Annotated in this window: 20 protein-coding genes; all 20 read right to left on the minus strand. The window is 51.7% G+C overall.

Going from position 1 to position 17,474, the window contains the following annotated elements; genetic code table 11:
* A partial coding sequence (locus QZ176_RS06805) for a hypothetical protein (RefSeq protein ID WP_295152232.1) occupies positions 1–1,615 on the minus strand: 1,615 nt, incomplete at its 3' end.
* Positions 1,608–2,135: an outer membrane lipoprotein carrier protein LolA gene (locus QZ176_RS06810; protein WP_295152234.1), complete on the minus strand. Its 528-nt coding sequence runs from the start codon at positions 2,133–2,135 to the stop codon at positions 1,608–1,610. The genes QZ176_RS06805 and QZ176_RS06810, both read right to left, overlap by 8 nt.
* 33 nt (positions 2,136–2,168) lie before the next feature.
* Complete coding sequence (locus QZ176_RS06815) at positions 2,169–2,714, minus strand: thioesterase family protein (RefSeq protein WP_295152236.1); 546 nt, start codon at positions 2,712–2,714, stop codon at positions 2,169–2,171.
* Positions 2,701–3,825, minus strand: coding sequence for a hypothetical protein (locus QZ176_RS06820; protein ID WP_295152238.1), 1,125 nt, complete (start codon positions 3,823–3,825; stop codon positions 2,701–2,703). Before QZ176_RS06820 ends, QZ176_RS06815 begins: the two co-directional genes overlap by 14 nt.
* Positions 3,818–4,819, minus strand: a complete 1,002-nt coding sequence (locus QZ176_RS06825) for a glycosyltransferase family 2 protein (protein WP_295152240.1) — start codon at positions 4,817–4,819, stop codon at positions 3,818–3,820. The genes QZ176_RS06820 and QZ176_RS06825 overlap by 8 nt, the downstream gene beginning before the upstream one ends.
* Positions 4,800–6,944, minus strand: a complete 2,145-nt coding sequence (locus QZ176_RS06830; protein ID WP_295152242.1) for an AMP-binding protein — start codon at positions 6,942–6,944, stop codon at positions 4,800–4,802. Before QZ176_RS06830 ends, QZ176_RS06825 begins: the two co-directional genes overlap by 20 nt.
* Positions 6,925–7,464 (minus strand): DNA gyrase subunit B, encoded by a 540-nt coding sequence (locus QZ176_RS06835; RefSeq protein WP_295152244.1) that lies wholly within the window; start codon positions 7,462–7,464, stop codon positions 6,925–6,927. The genes QZ176_RS06830 and QZ176_RS06835 overlap by 20 nt, the downstream gene beginning before the upstream one ends.
* Before the next feature lie 725 nt (positions 7,465–8,189).
* Entirely contained in the window at positions 8,190–8,468 is a 279-nt protein-coding gene (locus QZ176_RS06840; protein ID WP_295152246.1) for an acyl carrier protein, read from the minus strand.
* Entirely contained in the window at positions 8,461–8,727 is a 267-nt protein-coding gene (locus tag QZ176_RS06845) for a phosphopantetheine-binding protein (RefSeq protein WP_177388711.1), read from the minus strand. Before QZ176_RS06845 ends, QZ176_RS06840 begins: the two co-directional genes overlap by 8 nt.
* On the minus strand, positions 8,724–9,479 hold the full coding sequence (locus QZ176_RS06850) for a lysophospholipid acyltransferase family protein (protein WP_295152248.1): 756 nt from the start codon (positions 9,477–9,479) through the stop codon (positions 8,724–8,726). The genes QZ176_RS06845 and QZ176_RS06850 overlap by 4 nt, the downstream gene beginning before the upstream one ends.
* The gene (locus tag QZ176_RS06855; RefSeq protein WP_295152250.1) at positions 9,476–10,048 is read right to left on the minus strand and encodes a hypothetical protein; all 573 of its coding nucleotides are present in this window, start codon (positions 10,046–10,048) and stop codon (positions 9,476–9,478) included. The genes QZ176_RS06850 and QZ176_RS06855 overlap by 4 nt, the downstream gene beginning before the upstream one ends.
* Entirely contained in the window at positions 10,038–10,583 is a 546-nt protein-coding gene (locus QZ176_RS06860) for a hypothetical protein (protein ID WP_295152252.1), read from the minus strand. Before QZ176_RS06860 ends, QZ176_RS06855 begins: the two co-directional genes overlap by 11 nt.
* The gene (locus tag QZ176_RS06865; RefSeq protein ID WP_295152254.1) at positions 10,573–12,141 is read right to left on the minus strand and encodes a beta-ketoacyl synthase chain length factor; all 1,569 of its coding nucleotides are present in this window, start codon (positions 12,139–12,141) and stop codon (positions 10,573–10,575) included. Before QZ176_RS06865 ends, QZ176_RS06860 begins: the two co-directional genes overlap by 11 nt.
* On the minus strand, positions 12,131–12,553 hold the full coding sequence (locus QZ176_RS06870) for an excinuclease ABC subunit A (RefSeq protein ID WP_295152256.1): 423 nt from the start codon (positions 12,551–12,553) through the stop codon (positions 12,131–12,133). The genes QZ176_RS06865 and QZ176_RS06870 overlap by 11 nt, the downstream gene beginning before the upstream one ends.
* A 10-nt stretch (positions 12,554–12,563) precedes the next feature.
* Complete coding sequence (locus QZ176_RS06875) at positions 12,564–13,793, minus strand: beta-ketoacyl-ACP synthase (RefSeq protein ID WP_295152258.1); 1,230 nt, start codon at positions 13,791–13,793, stop codon at positions 12,564–12,566.
* Positions 13,787–14,521 (minus strand): 3-oxoacyl-ACP reductase FabG, encoded by a 735-nt coding sequence (gene fabG, locus QZ176_RS06880; protein WP_295152261.1) that lies wholly within the window; start codon positions 14,519–14,521, stop codon positions 13,787–13,789. Before fabG ends, QZ176_RS06875 begins: the two co-directional genes overlap by 7 nt.
* Complete coding sequence (locus tag QZ176_RS06885) at positions 14,514–14,942, minus strand: hypothetical protein (RefSeq protein WP_295152263.1); 429 nt, start codon at positions 14,940–14,942, stop codon at positions 14,514–14,516. Before QZ176_RS06885 ends, fabG begins: the two co-directional genes overlap by 8 nt.
* Complete coding sequence (locus tag QZ176_RS06890; RefSeq protein WP_295152265.1) at positions 14,939–16,429, minus strand: beta-ketoacyl synthase N-terminal-like domain-containing protein; 1,491 nt, start codon at positions 16,427–16,429, stop codon at positions 14,939–14,941. Before QZ176_RS06890 ends, QZ176_RS06885 begins: the two co-directional genes overlap by 4 nt.
* Positions 16,410–16,826, minus strand: coding sequence for a hypothetical protein (locus QZ176_RS06895; RefSeq protein WP_295152267.1), 417 nt, complete (start codon positions 16,824–16,826; stop codon positions 16,410–16,412). The genes QZ176_RS06890 and QZ176_RS06895 overlap by 20 nt, the downstream gene beginning before the upstream one ends.
* Complete coding sequence (locus QZ176_RS06900) at positions 16,823–17,365, minus strand: 4'-phosphopantetheinyl transferase superfamily protein (protein ID WP_295152269.1); 543 nt, start codon at positions 17,363–17,365, stop codon at positions 16,823–16,825. The genes QZ176_RS06895 and QZ176_RS06900 overlap by 4 nt, the downstream gene beginning before the upstream one ends.
* Between the last annotated feature and the right edge of the window lie 109 nt (positions 17,366–17,474).

Raw genomic sequence — 17,474 nt, forward strand, 5'->3', positions numbered from 1 at the left:
AAAAAGCGATATGCGGATCGATGCTCGGCATCGCGGCAAAAAGAACGGAGCTTCTCGCCTGCTCGTAGCTTAAAATAGGTGCTTCTGCAATCTTGGCAAAGTTTCCATCCACGAGCTCGCGGCTAAGCCCGAGACGTAAAAATGCGCTTCTATCGTAGTTTGCAAAAGCTTGCTTGATAAAGCTCTGCGTGGCGGGATCCAAAATCGGCGCGCCCACGTATGAGTCTGCAAACCCGCGCGCTACGACTTCTTTGGCTACCGCGCTCGCGTTGTTGCCCACTATCAGATCGAAGCTGGAGCCGCCGATGCTTGCGAGTTTGGCGCTCATCGTGATTAGGTTTTTATCCAAGCTCGCGTATTCGCTGACGTCGTCCTTAAGCTCCATTTTAAAATACAAAAACGCAAGCAGCGCCGCGCAAATGATGGCGAGCGCTTTAAAGCTTAAGCTTATCTTGCAAAGCGCCTTTGCGTAGAGCTCAAGAGCTTTTGCAAAGACTGGGGCGGGACGAAATTCTACCCCTTCAAGAAGCAGCGGCAGGGCGAAGTAGCTAAAGCAAAATGCCCCCGCAAGTGCGGCTATGGCAAAGATAGCGATCTCTTTGAGCAGAAAAAACGGGCTGAATAAAAATACGAAGTAGCCTCCGGCTGTGATGAAAAAGCCTAGAAGCAGGATATTTCGCATGCTTTTTATCGAGCGAGCCTCGATTTTGCGCGCGATGTTTGCGCCGAGCCAGTGCACGGCGTAATCCAGCATCAGCCCGATTAGGCTCGTCGAAACCACGGCGCTTAGGATATGGATCGAGCCGCGGATAGCCATCGTGGCCGCTACGCCGCAGGCAAGCCCGAAAAGCGCGGGCAGTAGCAGACAGAAGATCCGTGCGCGCGAAAATGCCGCCAGCAGCAGCGCCGCGCACAGGCTAAGCGATACGGCGCCCGCGACGGAGCTTTCGCGCACGCCCGCGCTTTTGCCCAATGCGCTAAAAAGGGCGGTGCCGGAGATTAAAATTTCGCTCTTTTGCGCCTCGCGCACCAGAGCGCTGAGCGCGTCGTCGTTTGCTTTCGGAGCCAATTTAGCCGTAGCGAAGTAGTACGGCGCACCGTCAATGGTCGCGATGAAGCGGTTTTGTGCAGGATCGAGCTTGATTGCGCCGTGAGAGCTAAGGCGCGAATGAAGGCTGAGCGAGAAAAAATCCTGCGAGAGGCTAAGCGGGCGAAATTTTGAGTAAAGCTCACGCGCGCTACGCTCAAAAAAAGCCTGCGGATCGCTTTTCAAAAGCTCCACGCTCGCATCGTCTAGCATCGCGGGCGCAAAGCGCGCAAGCTCGCTCTGATACACGCTCGCGTCCTTTACTTCATAGATTATGCTCTCAAAAAGCCCGCTTTTTTGCATATCCGCAATGAACGCGTCAAAGCTCGCTTTCTCTGCGCTTGCGACGATGATTTGCCTCGCGATCTCGCGGTTGAAATCTTCGACGCTCTGTTTCTGCTCGCCGGAAATTTCAATGCCGCTTAGCTCGTAAAAATCGGAATTTACGCGGTTTAAATTTAGCGCTATAAAGGCGCAAAGCGCGATGAAAACCGCGCCAAATACCGCTAGGATCGCGCTCTTACTCATCTAAGCTCACGACGCCCGAAAATACGTTTTCGCTCACGTCGCCGTTAGCGCTACTGATCCGCAGTACTCTGACGTAGGCGCCGCCCTCGATCACGATATTTTTAAAGATATTTTGCAGCATCCCCTTGGGGCTTAACTCGGCGCGCCACGCATCTTTACTGCCGCTTAGCGCGATCGAGAAATTTTTGCTAAGCCGCGCTACGTCCAGGCGCGAGATCGCCAAAAAGGTGTCCTTATCAAAAAGCGAATCGGCGCTTTTGATCCACGCTTCGCCGCTACGCTCAAAAACGCCGTCTGCGCCGATTTTTAGCTCGCTTCGCACCGGCTTTAGCGTAGTCCAAAACAGCTCGCCGCCTTTGATCCTGAACTCGCCGCTGCTTCGCACGGGCTCGGCAAAGCCCTCGATACTGAGCGTTTCGCTAAATTTGCCGCCGATATTATCGGTCTTAAGCGCTAGATCGCTTACTTCAAGCGCGCTCGCAAGCCCCAAAATCGCCAAAAATAAAGCTAAAATTTTCATCATAGTCCTTTAAATTTTATGCTCGCTAAAATTTCACTGCTCGTTATCGCTAGGCAAAATTTCATTCGCCGCGACGTTTTGAGAGCGCTCTTGCTCGGACGCGGTTTTGCTTGCTGTCGAAATCTCATTTGCTGCCGAAATTTTATCTGCCGCTGAAATTTTACTCGTGGGATTTTTCTTTGCTAAAATTTTATCCGCGCACGCCCTTAGTTGCGGCGGTATCTCATACAGCGTCCTTTTTGAATCAAGCTCCACCGCGGCTTGCGACGTGGTAGCTTTGGCCAATAGCGCGCCCGATAGGCTTTTAATGCGGTAGAAAAATTTTATTATCGTGTCGCACTCGATCAGCTCGATGCTCACCGCAACCTCGTCGTCAAAAAGTATCGGCGCGATAAATTTAAACTCCATTTTGATAATGGGATATATAAATCCATCATCTCTCATCTGCATATATGTGTAGCCCGCGTCGCGCCAAAACTCGCATCTAGCGTCCTCGCAGAGCTTTACGTAGTTGCCGTGCCACATCACGCCCATCGGATCGGCGTCGTAAAATCTGGCGCGAAATTTATACTCTTTCATTCCTCTCTCCGCTATGAAATTTTTCGTCTTGCGAGGCGGATTTTGCAGCGCTCAAATTTGAATTATCTAAATTTAGCGCAGTATTCGAGTCCACCGTACTTTTTAAATTTGACGCCGTATTTGAACTCGTTGTGTCATTTAAATCCGCTGCGTCATTTAAATTTGACGCAGCGTCCGTGCTCGTCTCGCCGAAATTTTGCGCGCCGTCGCGCTTTGCATCGCTCGCGTCTTTTCCTTGCGCCCAAAAATCAAAGAAATTATACCACTGGGAAGGAAATTCTTTGGCATAAAGCTCGAGCTGCCGCACGTAGCATTTAAGCGCTAGCGAGACCGATCGCGCCTTATCGCGGCTCTTTAGCGGCGCGGGTAGCGGCTGTAGCCGCAGCTCGCGCCCTTCACGCCCCTCGTAGCACCATAGGCTAAATAGCGGCGCGTCCAAAATTTTAGCGAGCAGGTAGCCGCCGATCGGGAAGTTCGCGCTGCGTCCTAAAAAATCCTCGCTTTGAAATTTATCTGAGCCCACCGGCATGCGATCGCCCATTATCGCGATGTGCTCGCCGTTTTGCAGCAGCTCTTTGATTTGCAGCATCTCGCCGATGCCGAGCTCGCCGACGTAAAGAATTTTCACGCCGCCGCCCATTTTTTCAATAAATTTCATAAAATTTTCGCTGTGTTTGCGAAAAATTAGCACGTTGATTTTTATCCCCGTCGTGTTTGCCGAAAGGGCGCGCGCGATCTCGGTGTTACCGAAGTGAGAAGTGATTAAAATTTTGCCTGTTCCGTCGCTTAAAAGCTCCTTCATACCGCTTTGCACGCGGATTTGATCCAGCGCGATCTTACCGTTCCAAACTGCGATTTTTTCGCACAGACTGAGAGAAAATTTATAAAAATTCGCGTAAATTTCGCACACTTTTGGCTCGCGATCAAGCGCGCGCCGCAAAAACTCCCTGATCGCGCGTCGTTCGTTTTTAAGCAGCGCAAAATAGATCGCCGAGATGCAAAGCGCGGTGCCTCGCATGCAAAAATCAGGCGTGTGAAGCGTGACGAAGCGAGCTAAATTTAAAAGCGCCGCGCCCGCCTTTTCGTTGTTTTCGCTCCAGTGTTTAGCCATCGCGCCCGTCCTTTGCAGCGGCATGTTGCGGCGAGGCTTTTACGAGCGAGCTTTGCGCTGAATTTTCCGCCTGTGAGCTTTGCGCTGCGGCGTTGTCGCCGCATTTTTCGGTACCAGCTTTTTCGTTTGCGCCGCCGTCTATCTCCTCTTTTGCACCTTTACGACTATCGCGCCGCGCGTTGCTGCAAAGGTTTTTTCCCGCTAGCCCTTGCAAAATTTCATTCGCGCTCTGCCGTGAAGCCTCCTGTAGGCCGCGCTTTTTAAATTTATCGCAGGCGCGTTTTAGCGCCCTTTTTGCAAGCCAAAGCGGAAGCCCGCAAAATAGCCTCGCATGCATCAGCGAAATTCCGAAATTATCTCGAAACGGCGCAAAATGGCTCACTCCGCCCGCTTCGTAGCGCACCGCCAGATCGAGCCATTTTATCTCTAACCCAGCCCGCGCGGCTAGTATTAAAATTTCGGCATCAAAGCCCATTCTGCGGCTTTTGGTGCGGGGCAGAAGTGGCACGATCCCCTCTAGCGGGTAAATTCTAAAGCCGCACATCGCGTCTTTTATGCGGTGCGAAAGAGTGTTGATTACGCACCAAAAGTTCATTATCTTACGCCCGTGTAGGCGGGATTTGGGCGCGCTTTCGTCATATACGGGCGCGGCGCAGATCAGCGCGGCTGGCTTGCGCGCCGCAAGCGCCAAAAACTCCTCGCATCTGCCTACGTCGTGCTGAAAGTCCGCGTCTATCTGAAAGGCGTGCGTAAATCCAAGCTTCTTCGCCCACGCCAGTCCGTCGCATACGGCAGCGCCTTTTCCGCCGTTTTGCGCGCGGGCGTAAATTTGAGCCGCAAGCCCCTTTAGCGCGCTTTTGCTCGCTTCGTCGCTGCCGTCGTCCACGATCAGCACGGGCGCGATGGGCGCTAGGGCGCTTACGAGCTCGGCGATACGCGCGGGGTGGTTGAAGTAGGGCAGCAAAAACGCGGGCTTAAAGGCAGATTCTTCCACTGGCGCAAACCTTGTCGTTTGAAATTTCAAAGCGGAGCTTGCCGCTTGCCTCGGTGATTTTGATTGAAATTTCATCGCCCGGGCGAATGAAATTCGTAAATTTTAAATTTTCTATCTTTTGCGTGCCGTCCAGCTCGTAGCCGAGGGCTTTTGCGCAGATTAATACGAAGCGAAGCTGCATAAACGCGGGCACTAGCGGAAATCGCGCAAAGTGTCCGTCGAAATAAAAGTCGCTGGCTCGCACCTTCGCGCGAAACTCATTATCCGCGCTCCGCTCGAAAACCGGTACCTCGTAGCGCTGCAGGGCGCTTAAAAAGTCCTTTTTGCTTAGCTTGCCCTGCTCGTTAAAAGGCAGCCTGCTCGCGATTTTGAAGTAGCGCAAAATCGCGCCGAATTCGGGCTTCAAAAAGGCCTTCAGCTCGTCCGTGACGCCCTTTTTGCCGATTGCACGAAACGCCTGCTCGCCGCGTTCGCTGAGCTTGATAAGAGCTACGGCGCGGTCGCGCTGCGGGTGCAGATCGATCCTGCACTCGCCGATAAATTCGTGCGAGCGGAGTTTGGCTTCGAGCAGATCGAGGCTCACGCGGTTTTCGTTGATTTTGACGGTGCGGTCGCCGCGTCCCAAAAGCGTGATCTCGTCTGCGCGCACATAGCCGAAATCGCGGCTTTCGAAGCGCTCGCACCAAGGCGAGCTGATCGTAAACTCGCCCGTTTGCGAAAAATTGTCGGCGGGCTGCTTTGCCCCAAATTTATCGCAAAGCTCGCCCATTTGTGCAAATTTATCATCGTATTTCGTCGCAGAGCTCGGTGTGGAGCTGTTTTCTGTATCGGTCGCGGTTTTATTGCCAGCGTCTGCATTAAATTTAGACGCCTGCTCGCCCCAGCAGTTTGCGTCTTGCCCGTCTGTATTTTGCCCGTCCGTACGGCTCGTTTTGGGCTCTGCCGCAGAATTTTCGCCGCAAGAGCCTGCCGTGGGATCAAAGAGCTCGCCCTCGCGTTTTGCCGCGCCGCAGCTATCGATATCCGTGCGGATCTGCACGCTTACGGGAGCAAATTTCTTAAGTCCCACGCCCTCGTTGCAGGCGATCACGCCCGTTTCGCTAGAGCCGTAAATATCGACGATGCGGGCATTGCTAAGCGCTGCCAACCTATCTCGGATCGCAGGACTTAGCGGCGCGCCCGCGCTAAAAATGGTGCCCAAAGGCGCTATGTTTGCAGCATCTGCGTGCTCGCATAGCGCGCCTAGCACCGTGGGCGAGCTGATCAGCACGGCGCCCGCAAGATCGGCTGCGAGGATGATTTCAGGGTAGTTTAGGCCGCCTTTTTGCGTGCGCGAGCCGCAAAGCAGCGGCACGAAGATGCTAAAGGTGAGCCCAAACATATTTTGGTGCGAGACGCCCGATAAAAATCGATCGCTTGCGCAAAGGCCGAATCTTTCTACCAAAAATTCCGCCTCTAAAACCATATCGCGTAGGCTTTTTTCGATGTTTTTCGCCTCGCCCGTGGAACCCGAAGTTTTGATATAAAATTTCTGATCGGCGCGCAGTAGATGCAAAGAGACAGCCTCTTGTTCGCACGGCGCGTGATTTTGCAGCGCGTTTTTAGATGAAATTTTAGGCGCGGATTTTTCGGTATCGCGAGACGAAATGTTTTCTAAATCATGGGAGCTGAATTCGGATAAACCTTGCGCTGCGGCGAGATTTGGAATTTTCACGTCGCCGCCTAGATGAAATTCGCCGCTAAATTTTGGCTCTCGCAGCAGTACGGGTGCAAAGCCCGCAATCATCGCGCCGAAAAAAAACGCGATAAACTCTGCCGCGTCCTCGCCGTAAATTTCGATCATCGGCGCATTTTTTTGCTCTTGCGTCTGCGCTGTTTGCATGGCGTGCGCGGCATCTGTGCCGCCGCTAGAATTTTCCGCGTCATTGAGATTTGCGCTTCTACTGGAATTTTCCGAATCTTTTAAATTTGCGCTTGCCGCGCTACTTTGGGATTTGTCCGCGCCTTTTAAGCTTGCCGCTTCGCTCTGCTTGCGCCCCGTTTTTGTCAAATCGCATGCAAGAGCCGCCGCAGCAAGGATTTCGCGCTCATAAGGCTTTAAAGAATTAATCAAATTTTTTAACATAAAATTTCCTAAAAATCATCTCGCCGCCGATCAACGCGCCGATGAGGACGTATGAGATCGCGCCGCAGTAAACGCTCCAATAAATTTTATCTCGCGGTAGTAGCAGCGCCGCGCTAAGCAGGCCGTTTAGCACGAAAAATCCGAGCCAAACCTCGGTCAGCTTGCGCGTGTAGGCGCGGCCGCGCTCGTTGAGACCTGGCTGCTTCAAAAGCGCTAGGCGCGTGATCGCAGGCGTCGATCTTAGGCTGAGCGCAAAAAGCGCCGCGAGCGAGAAATTTATTATGAGCGGATACATATACGCAAGCGATCCGCCGCTAAATATGGCGCACAACGCAAAAAATGCCGCGCACGCGCCCTTAATAGCGCGATCTTTACTTTCAAAAACAGCTCGCGCCCCCCATAGCGCGCTCATCGCCACAAGCAAGCAGACCCGCGCACCGCCGTGCAAAAAATAGAGGCCGAAAGGGTAAAATACGCTTAAAATTATGGTAGCTGTTTTTAAAAATATCGTTCGTCGCAATCTTTGCAATCCTTAAATTTAGCCGCGAGGGCTTGGTTTTTGCCGCGGCAGCTTTAGCTTCGTCACAGCGGTTGAGCTTTTGCTGCTGCGATTTTTAGTTTTACCACGGTGGTTTTTGGTTTCGCCGCTAGCAGAGCGATCGTTGCGATCTATACCGCGCCAAGATACTTTAAATTTGACCTCGGCGCCACGGTTTTGTGCGCTATGATTTTAAAATTTTAATTCAGTCGCGCCTGCCGCATTTCAAATTTCAACCCGCGTCTTAAAAATTTAGCTGCGCTTTCATTTAACTCGCAGCGCCGCGTTTGCGATCAAATCCGCTAAATTAAATTTAGTCGAAATTTTAAAATTTTGAAATTTTATGAAAACGACGATCGCAAAAGAAACAGCGTCTTTTAAAATTTCAAAATTTCACCCAGGCTCGCAGATTAAAATTTTAAAATTTTAATCTGCAAAGTGCTCTACATACTAGCCTAAAAGCGGCAGGTAAGCGGGCTTTGTGCCGTGCCGCTTAAGCGCTAAGCCCATAAAAGCCGCTCGCTTCACGCTCTTTCAATTAAAACGTTCGCCGCTTGCTGCATACCTTTGATAATATTCGCCGCATGTTATCGCAACACCATGCGCCGTCAAACAGCCGCTTATGTTTATCAGGCCGCCTCTGTGCCGCCGCAAAGTAAACTACCAAGCCGCCGCACTCGCGATCTTACCGCGCCGCACGGCGAAATTTAACTCTCGCCGCCCGTAGTCTCCACGCTCGCGCCCTGATCGAGCTTCGCCGCTACGGCATCCACGATGTCGCCAAGGGTTTGGATGTTTTTAAAATCATCGGGCATCAGCTTGTAACCGGTGTTTTTCTTGACGTAATCGACCAGATCGATCGCGTCGATGCTGTCGATCTGTAGATCCTCGTAAATTTTAGCCTCAGGCACGACCTTGCTCTCGTCGATCTCGAAAAGCTCCACGAGCGCCTTTTTTAAAATTTCAAAAATTTCATCTTTACTCATTTTTACTCCTATTTTCGGCGATGTATTGCGCCAAAGACGCAACGGATGAGAAAATTTGCTTTAAATTTTGGGTTTTTGAGTTAAGCACGATGCCGTATTTTTTCTGCACCAAAAGCCCTAGCTCCAGCGCATCGACCGAATCGAGCCCGAGCCCGTCGCCAAAAAGCGGCTCATCGTCATTTATGTCGCCTGGCGCTACGTCTTCGAGGTTCAGCCCCGAAATGATCAGCTCCTTAAGCTCCAAAATTTCTTCGTTCACAGATTCTCCTTTTCATATAGATTTGATATTTTTTCGTAGAGTTTGCGCACTCGGATCGGGTTTGGGCGATCCGGCTCGAAGCCCGTTAGATCCAGCGCACACAGCTCGTAGAGGTCGTATTTCATCCGAACCTCGGGCGTATCGTACCATACTTGTCCTTTTTTTAGGCTTTTAGGATCCATTTTTATCGCGACGCAATTCATATTTTTTGCGAAATTTATCGCGATGTAAAACGCCGCTTTGTGCATGGCGATGCGATCCGCGGTGCGCGTGCCCTCGGGGAAGATGATTAGGCTTTCTCCTCGCTCAAGGGCGCTGCGGCACGCATCTATCATTGCTTCCGAGCCGGTATTTGGGATGTAGCCCGCGGCTGCGATGGCGGCGGAGAGGAAGGGATTTTTGCACAGACTTTCCTTGACTACGCAGTTTGCGCGCCGCACGTGAGCTAAAAAGATCACCACGTCAAGCAGGCTAGGGTGGTTTGCGATGATGAGAGTGCCGCTAGGCGGGAGCTTGCAGCGCCAGTTCACGCCGATGCTGCCGTAAAGTCGCGCGAGCAGCAGAAATATGCGCCACGAGATCATTATAAAATCGCGTACGAAATTTCGCACGGCCCCTATGCGGTTTAGCCTCAGCAGCGCTACGGGGAGGAAGAGTAGGTTGCCTATCATACACAGCGCGCCGAAGCTTGCGAAGGATAACGCGATGCCGATCTGTTTAAGCTTGCGCCTTAGCGGATCTGTCTGCTTCATCGCGCGGCGCCTCTTTCGGCGGAGATTTCGCAGCAGCTCTCGTTAAGGATTGTGCGGCTATCGGCGAGGGTTTTGTTGTTCTCGGCAGGGATTTGATAGTTCATCATGCGCGCAATCTCGATAAAATTTCTACGGCTTGCCGCTCGCTGCATCGTAGCGGAGTTTTCGCAGTTTTCTGCACGCGATATTTCAGCTTGCGGCATGTGCTGAAGAAATAGAATTTTTATGATCTGTGCGGAAGCTTTGGCGACCTCGGCGCCGTGCATGTGTCGAAGCAATAGAATTTTTGCGGCGCGCGGTAAACTGCGTTTTTGTGGAATTCTTGCCGTTTGCCGTATGTATTGCCCCGGCAAAATTTCCGCAGTTTTCTGCATGCTTCGTGCGTATTGCTGCGATGGAATTTTTATCTTTTGCCGCGCGTATCGTTGCGGTAGAATTTCAGCGGTTTGCCACGCGCGCCATTGCGACGGAATTTTTGCGAAGCGCCATATATTCTGCTTTGGCGCCGCCATACGACGCGCCGTCTGATTAAATTTATAGCTCGCGGCGCCGCAAAATTTAAAATTCATCGCAACTGCCTTGCCGTGCGCATCTTGCCTGGGCGTTTACTCGGTTCATCGTGCGGCTAAATTTAAACTCGTAGCCCAAGCTTTGCTCTGCTAAATTTATGAAATTTACAACCTGCCGCGCGTGGCATTTCAGCTCGCCGCATCTGTCTTTATAACGGAATTGCGCGGTGTTTTCTACGCGCCGCTGCGGTAAAATTTTTATAGCTCGCAGCTCGCACCGTTTAGGCGGATTTTTTTGGGTTCGTTGCGTATGCCTCGGCAGCGCATCTTCGCAGCGCGCCTCATTGCAACGCGATTTGGCGGCGCACGGCGCGCGCCCTTTCAGAGTGCTTTTAAGATGCGCTGTTTGGCCGAGCTCATGTTTGGTAGCGCGGTTAAATTTAAAACCTTCACTATATCCGCGTTTGGCGGAGCGGCTAAATTTAAAGCTTGTCGTTCGCGCCGTTGCGGCTCCGCGTGGCCAGGGATTTTGATCAAATTTGCTCGTCTCGCCGCGCTTGCTCATGCGATGAAATTTTACCATTTTAGCGCTCACGATCTTGCCTTAAAAAAGCTGCGATTTTGGCGGGATCTTTGATGCGCAAAAGATAGTCCAAAATCCCGTCGCTGCTGCGCCATTCATGCTTGCCTGAGAGGATTTTAGCTAAAAATTCCACTGCGGTATCTAGAGGGATTTTGCCGTCCCCTTTAAAGCTTCGTAAAATTTCATTCTCGGCTTGCGGTTTTGGATTTTGTGCTTCTAGGCTCTGTGTCGTCGCGTCCACAACGTGCGGCGAAATTTCGATCTGCACGTCATCTCCGCGCTGAAGCACCAGAAGTAGGGCGCAGGCAAAGTCGCAGCGCTTCAGATAGTCGTTATTTACCTCCTCAAAATAGCAGAGCAGGGCGATTTTGTCGCTATCCGACTTGCATTCGCCGTTTTTGCCATTTTCGTTTGCATCCTGCGCAGAGCCGAAATTTTCCGCGCCTTCTTTCAGTCTTGCAGCGGCGATTATTGCGCCGTTTTCGAGCGCGCACGCTGCGGAGATCGTCGAAATTTCGGCGTGATTTTGCGTAAAAATAGCATTTTGCGCCGCGATCGCGTTGAGTACGCTGACGCAAAAGCTCGAAGGCGAGACGCTTTCGCTCATCGAGCCTAGCAGGCTAAAGCAGCGGTTGATCTCGCCCAGGCGCGAGCAAAAGACGAGCGGCATTCCTTCGCGCTGCGCCGCGGAGCTTTGCATCGCATGATCGCAGGCTCCCGAGCATTCGTTTGCTTTGGAATTTTGCCTCGCGGAATTTAAAGAATTTTTATTTGTGAAATCCTGCGGCGCCGAATTTAAATTTTGCTGCATAAAATTTAAAGAATTCTTATTTGAAAAATCCTGCGGCGACGGGTTTTGTGCGGCGGCGCGGCTTTTGCTCGCATCTAAATTTTGAGGTGCGAGATTTAAGGAGCTTTCCTCGGCTAAACTTTGCGGCGTATTTTGCGAAATTTCGCCTAAAAGCGAGATGCAAAGTTTTGCCCCGAGCCCCAAGCGGCGGCGCTGTAACGGTGGAATGTGCTCAAGAGCCGGCTTTTTCTTTAAAGGCTCTAAGGCCAAAATTTCCTCTTTTAAGCGAGCGTGAGCAGAAATTTTTAAATTTTCTACGGGGCTATTTTGTAAAGCCTCGCCCTCATGCGCGGCGAAATTTTTATAAAGCTCCGCCGTATTTTCGGAGCCGCAATCAAAAGCGCGCGAGGAGTTAAATAATTTGGCTGCAACCGTTTCTTGTTTTAATCTCTGCTCCGAGCCACGCTCGGTAGATTTTTCATCAAAACCTTCTGTAGCAAGGTCGCGCCCCGCTTTTTCGTTATTCTCGCAAGCCGTAAAATTTGCGGAATTGATGAAATTTTGCTCGCAGTCCGAAATATCTGTAAAATCTTGCGTAGAATTTGACGTAAAATTATACGTAAAATTTTGATCCGTATCGCAAGCGAGATCGGAATTTCCGTCAAAATTTACTTCGGAAATTCCGTCCGAGTAAGCGGTGAGGTTTTTATAAAACTCCGCCGGCTCACCCGAAATTATCGCGCTTGCGTAAGATATACCGAAGCTTAGCTTATTTTGCAATGTAGCCTCTTAGCGTGACACCGCTCATTATCGTGCCTACGCCGCATTCAAACTCTTTGTCGCTTACGAAAACGTTTTTGTAATAGTAGCTCGTGATATTGACGACCTTGTTGCCACCTTCTTTTTTGGCGCGATCTTGAAAGCTAAGCAGCGCCGATAAAAACGCGCGGTTGCATGCGGCTTGATCGCTCTTGCCGACGCCGTTTGCTTTTTTATTCGAGCTTAGCTGCTGCGTGATCTTTCTGCCTGCGGATTTGTTACCGAAGTAGAATTTTATGTTCGGATCAAGCTTGGCTTTAGCGTCGGGCTCTGCGAGTGCCGCAGCGATCGGGAAGCGCACGATATCGTTTTTGGCATAAGCCGAATTAGCGACAAAAAGCGCCGCAACTGCGAAAAATAGAAATTTTTTCATTTTCTCTCCTTTAGTCGATAAATTTTTTAAAAATCAAAGATGTGTTTACGCCGCCGAAAGCGAAGTTGTTATTCATAACATAGTCCGTCTTTATCTCCTGCGGCTGCGTGAGGTATCTAAGCGGCGCGCACTGCGGATCGATATCACGTAAATTTAGATTCGGATAGAATAGCCCCTCGTTCATCATCATCACCGAGATAAAGCTCTCTAGCGCCCCGCACGCGCCCAAAGTATGACCCAAATAGCCTTTATAAGAGCTCACTGGCGTTTGCGAGCCGAAAATTTCATGAGTCGCCATAGATTCTGCGACGTCGCCCTGTCTGGTCGCCGTAGCGTGGGCGTTTACGTGCCCGATGAGATCCGGCGAAATCGCGGCGTCTTTGAGCGCCAGCTGCATCGCCGCGCGCATAGTCTCACTCTGTGGGCGGGTGATATGCGTGCCGTCGCAGGTCGTGCCGAAGCCCACTATCTCTGTGTAAATTTTAGCGCCGCGCGCAAGTGCGCTTCTGAGGCTTTCTAGCACGAATATGGCGCCGCCTTCGCCCAAAACCAGTCCGTCGCGCGATAGATCAAATGGCGCGGGGCTGAGAGTAGGGGTGTCGTTTTTACAGCTTGTCGCGTAGAGCTTATCAAATACGAATGCCTGGCTTGGGTGTAGTTCATCCGCGCCGCCTGCCAGCATCATATCCGCAAGGCCAAATTTTATCGCTTCGTAGGAGTAGCCGATCGCTTGAGACGCGCTCGTGCACGCAGAGCTCGTGGGGATGAGCCTACCTTTTAGTCCGTAGTAGATCGCGATATTTGCAGCGACGGTGTGGGGCATCATCTTTACGTATGAGTTGGCGTTGAAGGTGCTATCCTTGCCATGCAAAATATCTATGACTTCGCCAGTAGCCTTTGCATCACCGCTACAGCTACCCGCTGCGACGCCCATACGACCGTCCTTTATGCGCTCATCTTCTAAAAGCCCCGCATCCGCCAGAGCTTCACCCGCGGCATCTACGCCGAACATCGCTACCTTGCCCATCGAGCGGGTATCTTTGCGGCTCCAGTACGCGGGCGGCGCGTAGTTCGGTATCGGCGCACCCAGCCTTGTATTTAGCTCCTCGCCGAAGATATCCCATTCGCTCATATAAACTACGGCGCTTTTTTGCTGCGCCAAATTTTGCTTTATGCTCGCCCAGTCCCGCCCGAATGCACAGACGTTGCCAAAACCCGTAATAACTACTCTATTTAACATAATCCACCGTCTATTTTAATAACCTCTTTTGTGATATATGCGGAATTTTCGCTTAGCAAAAACTCCACTAAATGCGCCACCTCGCTCGGCTCGCCGATGCGCCCTAGCGGAATCGCGCCCAAAATTTGCTCGCTTGCGGCTTCGTTTATACCTTCGCTCATCGCCGTTTTGATGAGCCCGGGAGCTACGACGTTTACCGTGATCTTGCGGCTTGCAAGTTCTATCGCTAGCGATTTTGCCGCAGCAATTAGGCCTCCTTTGCTAGCGGCGTAGTTGCTTTGGCCGCGGTTGCCTGCAATTCCGCTAACCGAGCTCATCACCACGATACGCCCGCCCTTTTTGGCGCGGATCATCGGCATCAGCGCGGGCTTTATGACGTTATAAAACCCGCCTAAATTCGTATCTATCACGCTTTGCCAATCCTCGCGTTCGAACCACACGAAGGAGTTATCCCGCGTAATGCCAGCGTTTAGCACGATGCCCCAGTACGCGCCGTTTGCCTCTATGTCTGCTTCGATACGCTCCTGCGCCGCAGCGGTATCTGCGACGTCAAATTTTAAAATTTGAACTTCCGCCGTGCCCGCGTCCAAGCAGCGCTTCGCTACGTCATTAAGCTTTGCTTCGTTGCGCCCGTTTAACGCCAAATCGTAGCCTTTTTGTGCTAAATTTAACGCACACGCCTCGCCGATACCGCCGCTTGCTCCGGTGATTAAAATTCTCTTAGCCATTTATACTCTTTAGCATTTCATCGTTCGGGTTCATTACGCTAAGCGTGGCGCTTGCGATATGTTCGCCGCCGCAGCGGATCTCGCAGTCGAAGATATATAGCCCCTCGCCGTCGCTTACGCTCTGCCTTGCCGTCGTGATTACGCGCTCGCCCACCTTCAGGCTTGCGCGCGAAATATCGAGGTTTCGCACGCCCAGCAAAAATCCAAGCCTCGCCTCGCCGTCGTTTCGGTAGCCCGAATAGGCGCCTATGCACTGCGCCATGATCTCCATATATGCGTAGCTGCCGAGCTCTCCGTTTTCGGTAAACGGCGAGTCCTCTTTAACGCTAAACGCACAGCTCGCATATCCGTCGCTAATCTCTAAAATTTCATCTGCGAAGACCATATATCCGCTCTGCGGTAGGATGCTAGAGGCTCTCATACGCGTCCTATTATGGTTACGGCGTTGTCGCCGCCAAAAGCAAAGTTTATGTTCATCGCGGTATCTACGCGCGCTTTTTTGGCTTCGCATGCGAGATTAAATTTAGACAGCACAGCCGGAATTTCGCTCGTTTGCGAAGCTTGATCCGCAGCGTCTTTTAAAATTTTATCGCCCGCGCCATGCAAAGCTTTAGACGCGGCCGAAATTTTATCCGCGCCGCTTTTTGAAATTTCACCCTGCGCGTTTTGCAAAATTTCATCGCCCAAGCTGCATGAAATTTGATCGCTTTCGCTGTTTAAAATTTCATCGTTTAGCTCGCCGTGCCGCGCCTGCGCGCCGCGAAAAATTTCAGCCTCCGAGCCGCCCCAAATTTTATCATTCGTAAAATTCGGCGGGATCACGCCCTGTCTGATCGCCTCGTAGCAGACGGCAAGCTCGATCGCCCCCGCCGCGCCCAGGGTGTGTCCGATCGCCCATTTTGACGAGCTTGCGGGCGCTAAGGGTAGGGCGGCACTCATAGCCAAGGCCTCCATCGCGTCGTTAGCCGCAGTGCCCGTGCCGTGCAGATTTACGTAGTCCACACTTTGCAGCTGCGCCGATTTTAGCGCGGTTTTGATCGCTTTGATCTGCATGCGTGCGCTAGGATCGGGCTTGGTGATGTGGTAGGCATCGGAGTTTGCGGCGTGAGCCAAAATCGCGACGTCGCTTATGCGCTCGCGCGAAAGCACGAATGCGCAGGCTCCCTCGCCTAGATTTGTGCCTGTTCGCGCCTCTGAAAACGGCTTTAGCGGCTGCTCGCTTAAAATTTCAAGCGCGCTAAAGCCCTGCAGCGTAAGCTCGTCTAATGCGTCGGCGCCGCCGAAAACGACCGCGTCGCAAAGTCCGCAAGAAATGAGGCGCGAAGCTTCGATCAGAGCCTTATTTCCGCTGGTACACGCACTCGAAACTCCGATCGAGACGGATTTTAGTCCGAAGCGTTCGCGGATAAAATTTGCGGGGTTTGCGTGGGAGTTGCGCTCGAAGCAGAAGTTTTTAAATTTATCGTTTGCGTTTTTTGAAATTTTGGCGAAATTTTTGCCGTTTGGAGTAGAAATTTCACTGCACGGCGCGGAGTTTTCGCCGTCTTGCGAGATAAAATTTTCCGCGCCCTTGTCGCAGGCAAAAAATTCTGCATAGTTTTCCTGCACGCCGGTGTTGGTGGTCGCAAACACAACTCCTACGCGGTGTGCGCCGAACTTTTGCACGGCTTGCTCGATCTGCCCCTGTACGCCTAGGCAGGCGTAAAGCGCCAGGGCGTTCGTGCGCGTGGCGTAGGCGCGATCTTGGATCTGCGGCAGCGGCGTATCCACGCGCCCAAAGATGAAATTTTTGCCATAGACGCTAAGTTTTCGCAGCGCGGATCTCTTATCGCACAGCGCGCTAAAAAGCTCTGCGGCGCTGTTTGCGCCCGCGCAGATGAGCCCGGGGCTACTTAGATACTGCGTCATATCGGCGCCCCTTTGAGTTTATTGTAAAATTTGCTTTATCCGCATTCTCAAGCAGGGCTAAAAATACTCGCTCGCTTTGCAAATCGGGCGGTAGGAAGCCGTCGTTGCGAAATTTCGCCTCGCCGCCTTTGATCGATAAAATTTTACGTGCGATCGGTGCGCCTAGCATATCGAGCCAGACGAGCTTGTAGCGGCTCTCCTCGCCGTTTGTGGGTGAAATTTTGGAGATCAGGGCTCTGCTTTTTACGCCGAGCTCGTCCGTTAGGATGAACTGCTTTTGGCTAAATTCCGCTATCCGCTCGGGCGCTTTGCGCGCGCATCCGCCTATAAAAAACGCGGCGCAAAGTAGAATAAAAGCCGTTTTAGAAATAGCGTAAAAACGATAAACAGGTCTCAAAAATTCTCCCTAAAAACGAGCGAAATCAAAATTTCGCCCTCCAAAATATAGCTCTTGTGTGACCACGCCCTGCCGCGCTCATCAAGCGCCAGAGCTTCACCGCCTGCGCCGCAAGCCAGCCCCACGCGAGCAAGCGCGTAAAAACCTAGGCTTCGCGCCTTAATCAGCGCCTCTTTGATCGTGTAAATTTTATAAAAAACAAGCGCTTTTTCGCTTTCGTCCGCCGCCGCCAAAAGCTCGCGCTCAAAGGCGTTGAAACAAAACTCGCTCGCCGCGGCAAAATTCCGCGGTTTTAAAATTTCAAGATCGAGCCCGAATTTTTGCCTCGCTAGAGCCACGGTGACGATCGTTTTGCCCTCCGCGCTTTTGTGCGAGATACAAAATTTGCCGCGCTTTTTAAAGCGCGCTTTAAGCGCCCGCGAAACGCGAAACTCGCGCAGATGGCCTCGCGCGCGCGCCAGCTTCTTATCGCGCCTGCTCAAAAGCCGCCTCGGGGCACACAGATCCTCGTTGGTGATTAAAATTTTTATCTCGCTCATAAAGCTCTGATTTTACTAAAATAGTCTTTATAAAAATATAAAATAGCGCTGTAGCGTTAGAATTTCGTTTAAAATTTATTTGATGCGATTGGGTTCAAAGGCGCACTAA

This window comes from uncultured Campylobacter sp., from assembly GCF_905373215.1.
Taxonomy (GTDB): Bacteria; Campylobacterota; Campylobacteria; order Campylobacterales; family Campylobacteraceae; genus Campylobacter_B.

What these genes read in the sequence shown, in the direction of transcription:
- QZ176_RS06850 (WP_295152248.1), bottom strand. Translation starts at nt 9,479, where the DNA reads ATGAAGCAGACAGATCCGCTAAGGCGCAAGCTTAAACAGATCGGCATC.
- QZ176_RS06890 (WP_295152265.1), bottom strand. Translation starts at nt 16,429, where the DNA reads ATGACGCAGTATCTAAGTAGCCCCGGGCTCATCTGCGCGGGCGCAAAC.
- QZ176_RS06820 (WP_295152238.1), bottom strand. Translation starts at nt 3,825, where the DNA reads ATGGCTAAACACTGGAGCGAAAACAACGAAAAGGCGGGCGCGGCGCTT.
- fabG (WP_295152261.1), bottom strand. Translation starts at nt 14,521, where the DNA reads ATGGCTAAGAGAATTTTAATCACCGGAGCAAGCGGCGGTATCGGCGAG.
- QZ176_RS06810 (WP_295152234.1), bottom strand. Translation starts at nt 2,135, where the DNA reads ATGAAAATTTTAGCTTTATTTTTGGCGATTTTGGGGCTTGCGAGCGCG.
- QZ176_RS06840 (WP_295152246.1), bottom strand. Translation starts at nt 8,468, where the DNA reads ATGAGTAAAGATGAAATTTTTGAAATTTTAAAAAAGGCGCTCGTGGAG.
- QZ176_RS06885 (WP_295152263.1), bottom strand. Translation starts at nt 14,942, where the DNA reads ATGAGAGCCTCTAGCATCCTACCGCAGAGCGGATATATGGTCTTCGCA.
- QZ176_RS06900 (WP_295152269.1), bottom strand. Translation starts at nt 17,365, where the DNA reads ATGAGCGAGATAAAAATTTTAATCACCAACGAGGATCTGTGTGCCCCG.
- QZ176_RS06875 (WP_295152258.1), bottom strand. Translation starts at nt 13,793, where the DNA reads ATGTTAAATAGAGTAGTTATTACGGGTTTTGGCAACGTCTGTGCATTC.
- QZ176_RS06815 (WP_295152236.1), bottom strand. Translation starts at nt 2,714, where the DNA reads ATGAAAGAGTATAAATTTCGCGCCAGATTTTACGACGCCGATCCGATG.
- QZ176_RS06870 (WP_295152256.1), bottom strand. Translation starts at nt 12,553, where the DNA reads ATGAAAAAATTTCTATTTTTCGCAGTTGCGGCGCTTTTTGTCGCTAAT.
- QZ176_RS06855 (WP_295152250.1), bottom strand. Translation starts at nt 10,048, where the DNA reads ATGAATTTTAAATTTTGCGGCGCCGCGAGCTATAAATTTAATCAGACG.
- QZ176_RS06830 (WP_295152242.1), bottom strand. Translation starts at nt 6,944, where the DNA reads ATGTTAAAAAATTTGATTAATTCTTTAAAGCCTTATGAGCGCGAAATC.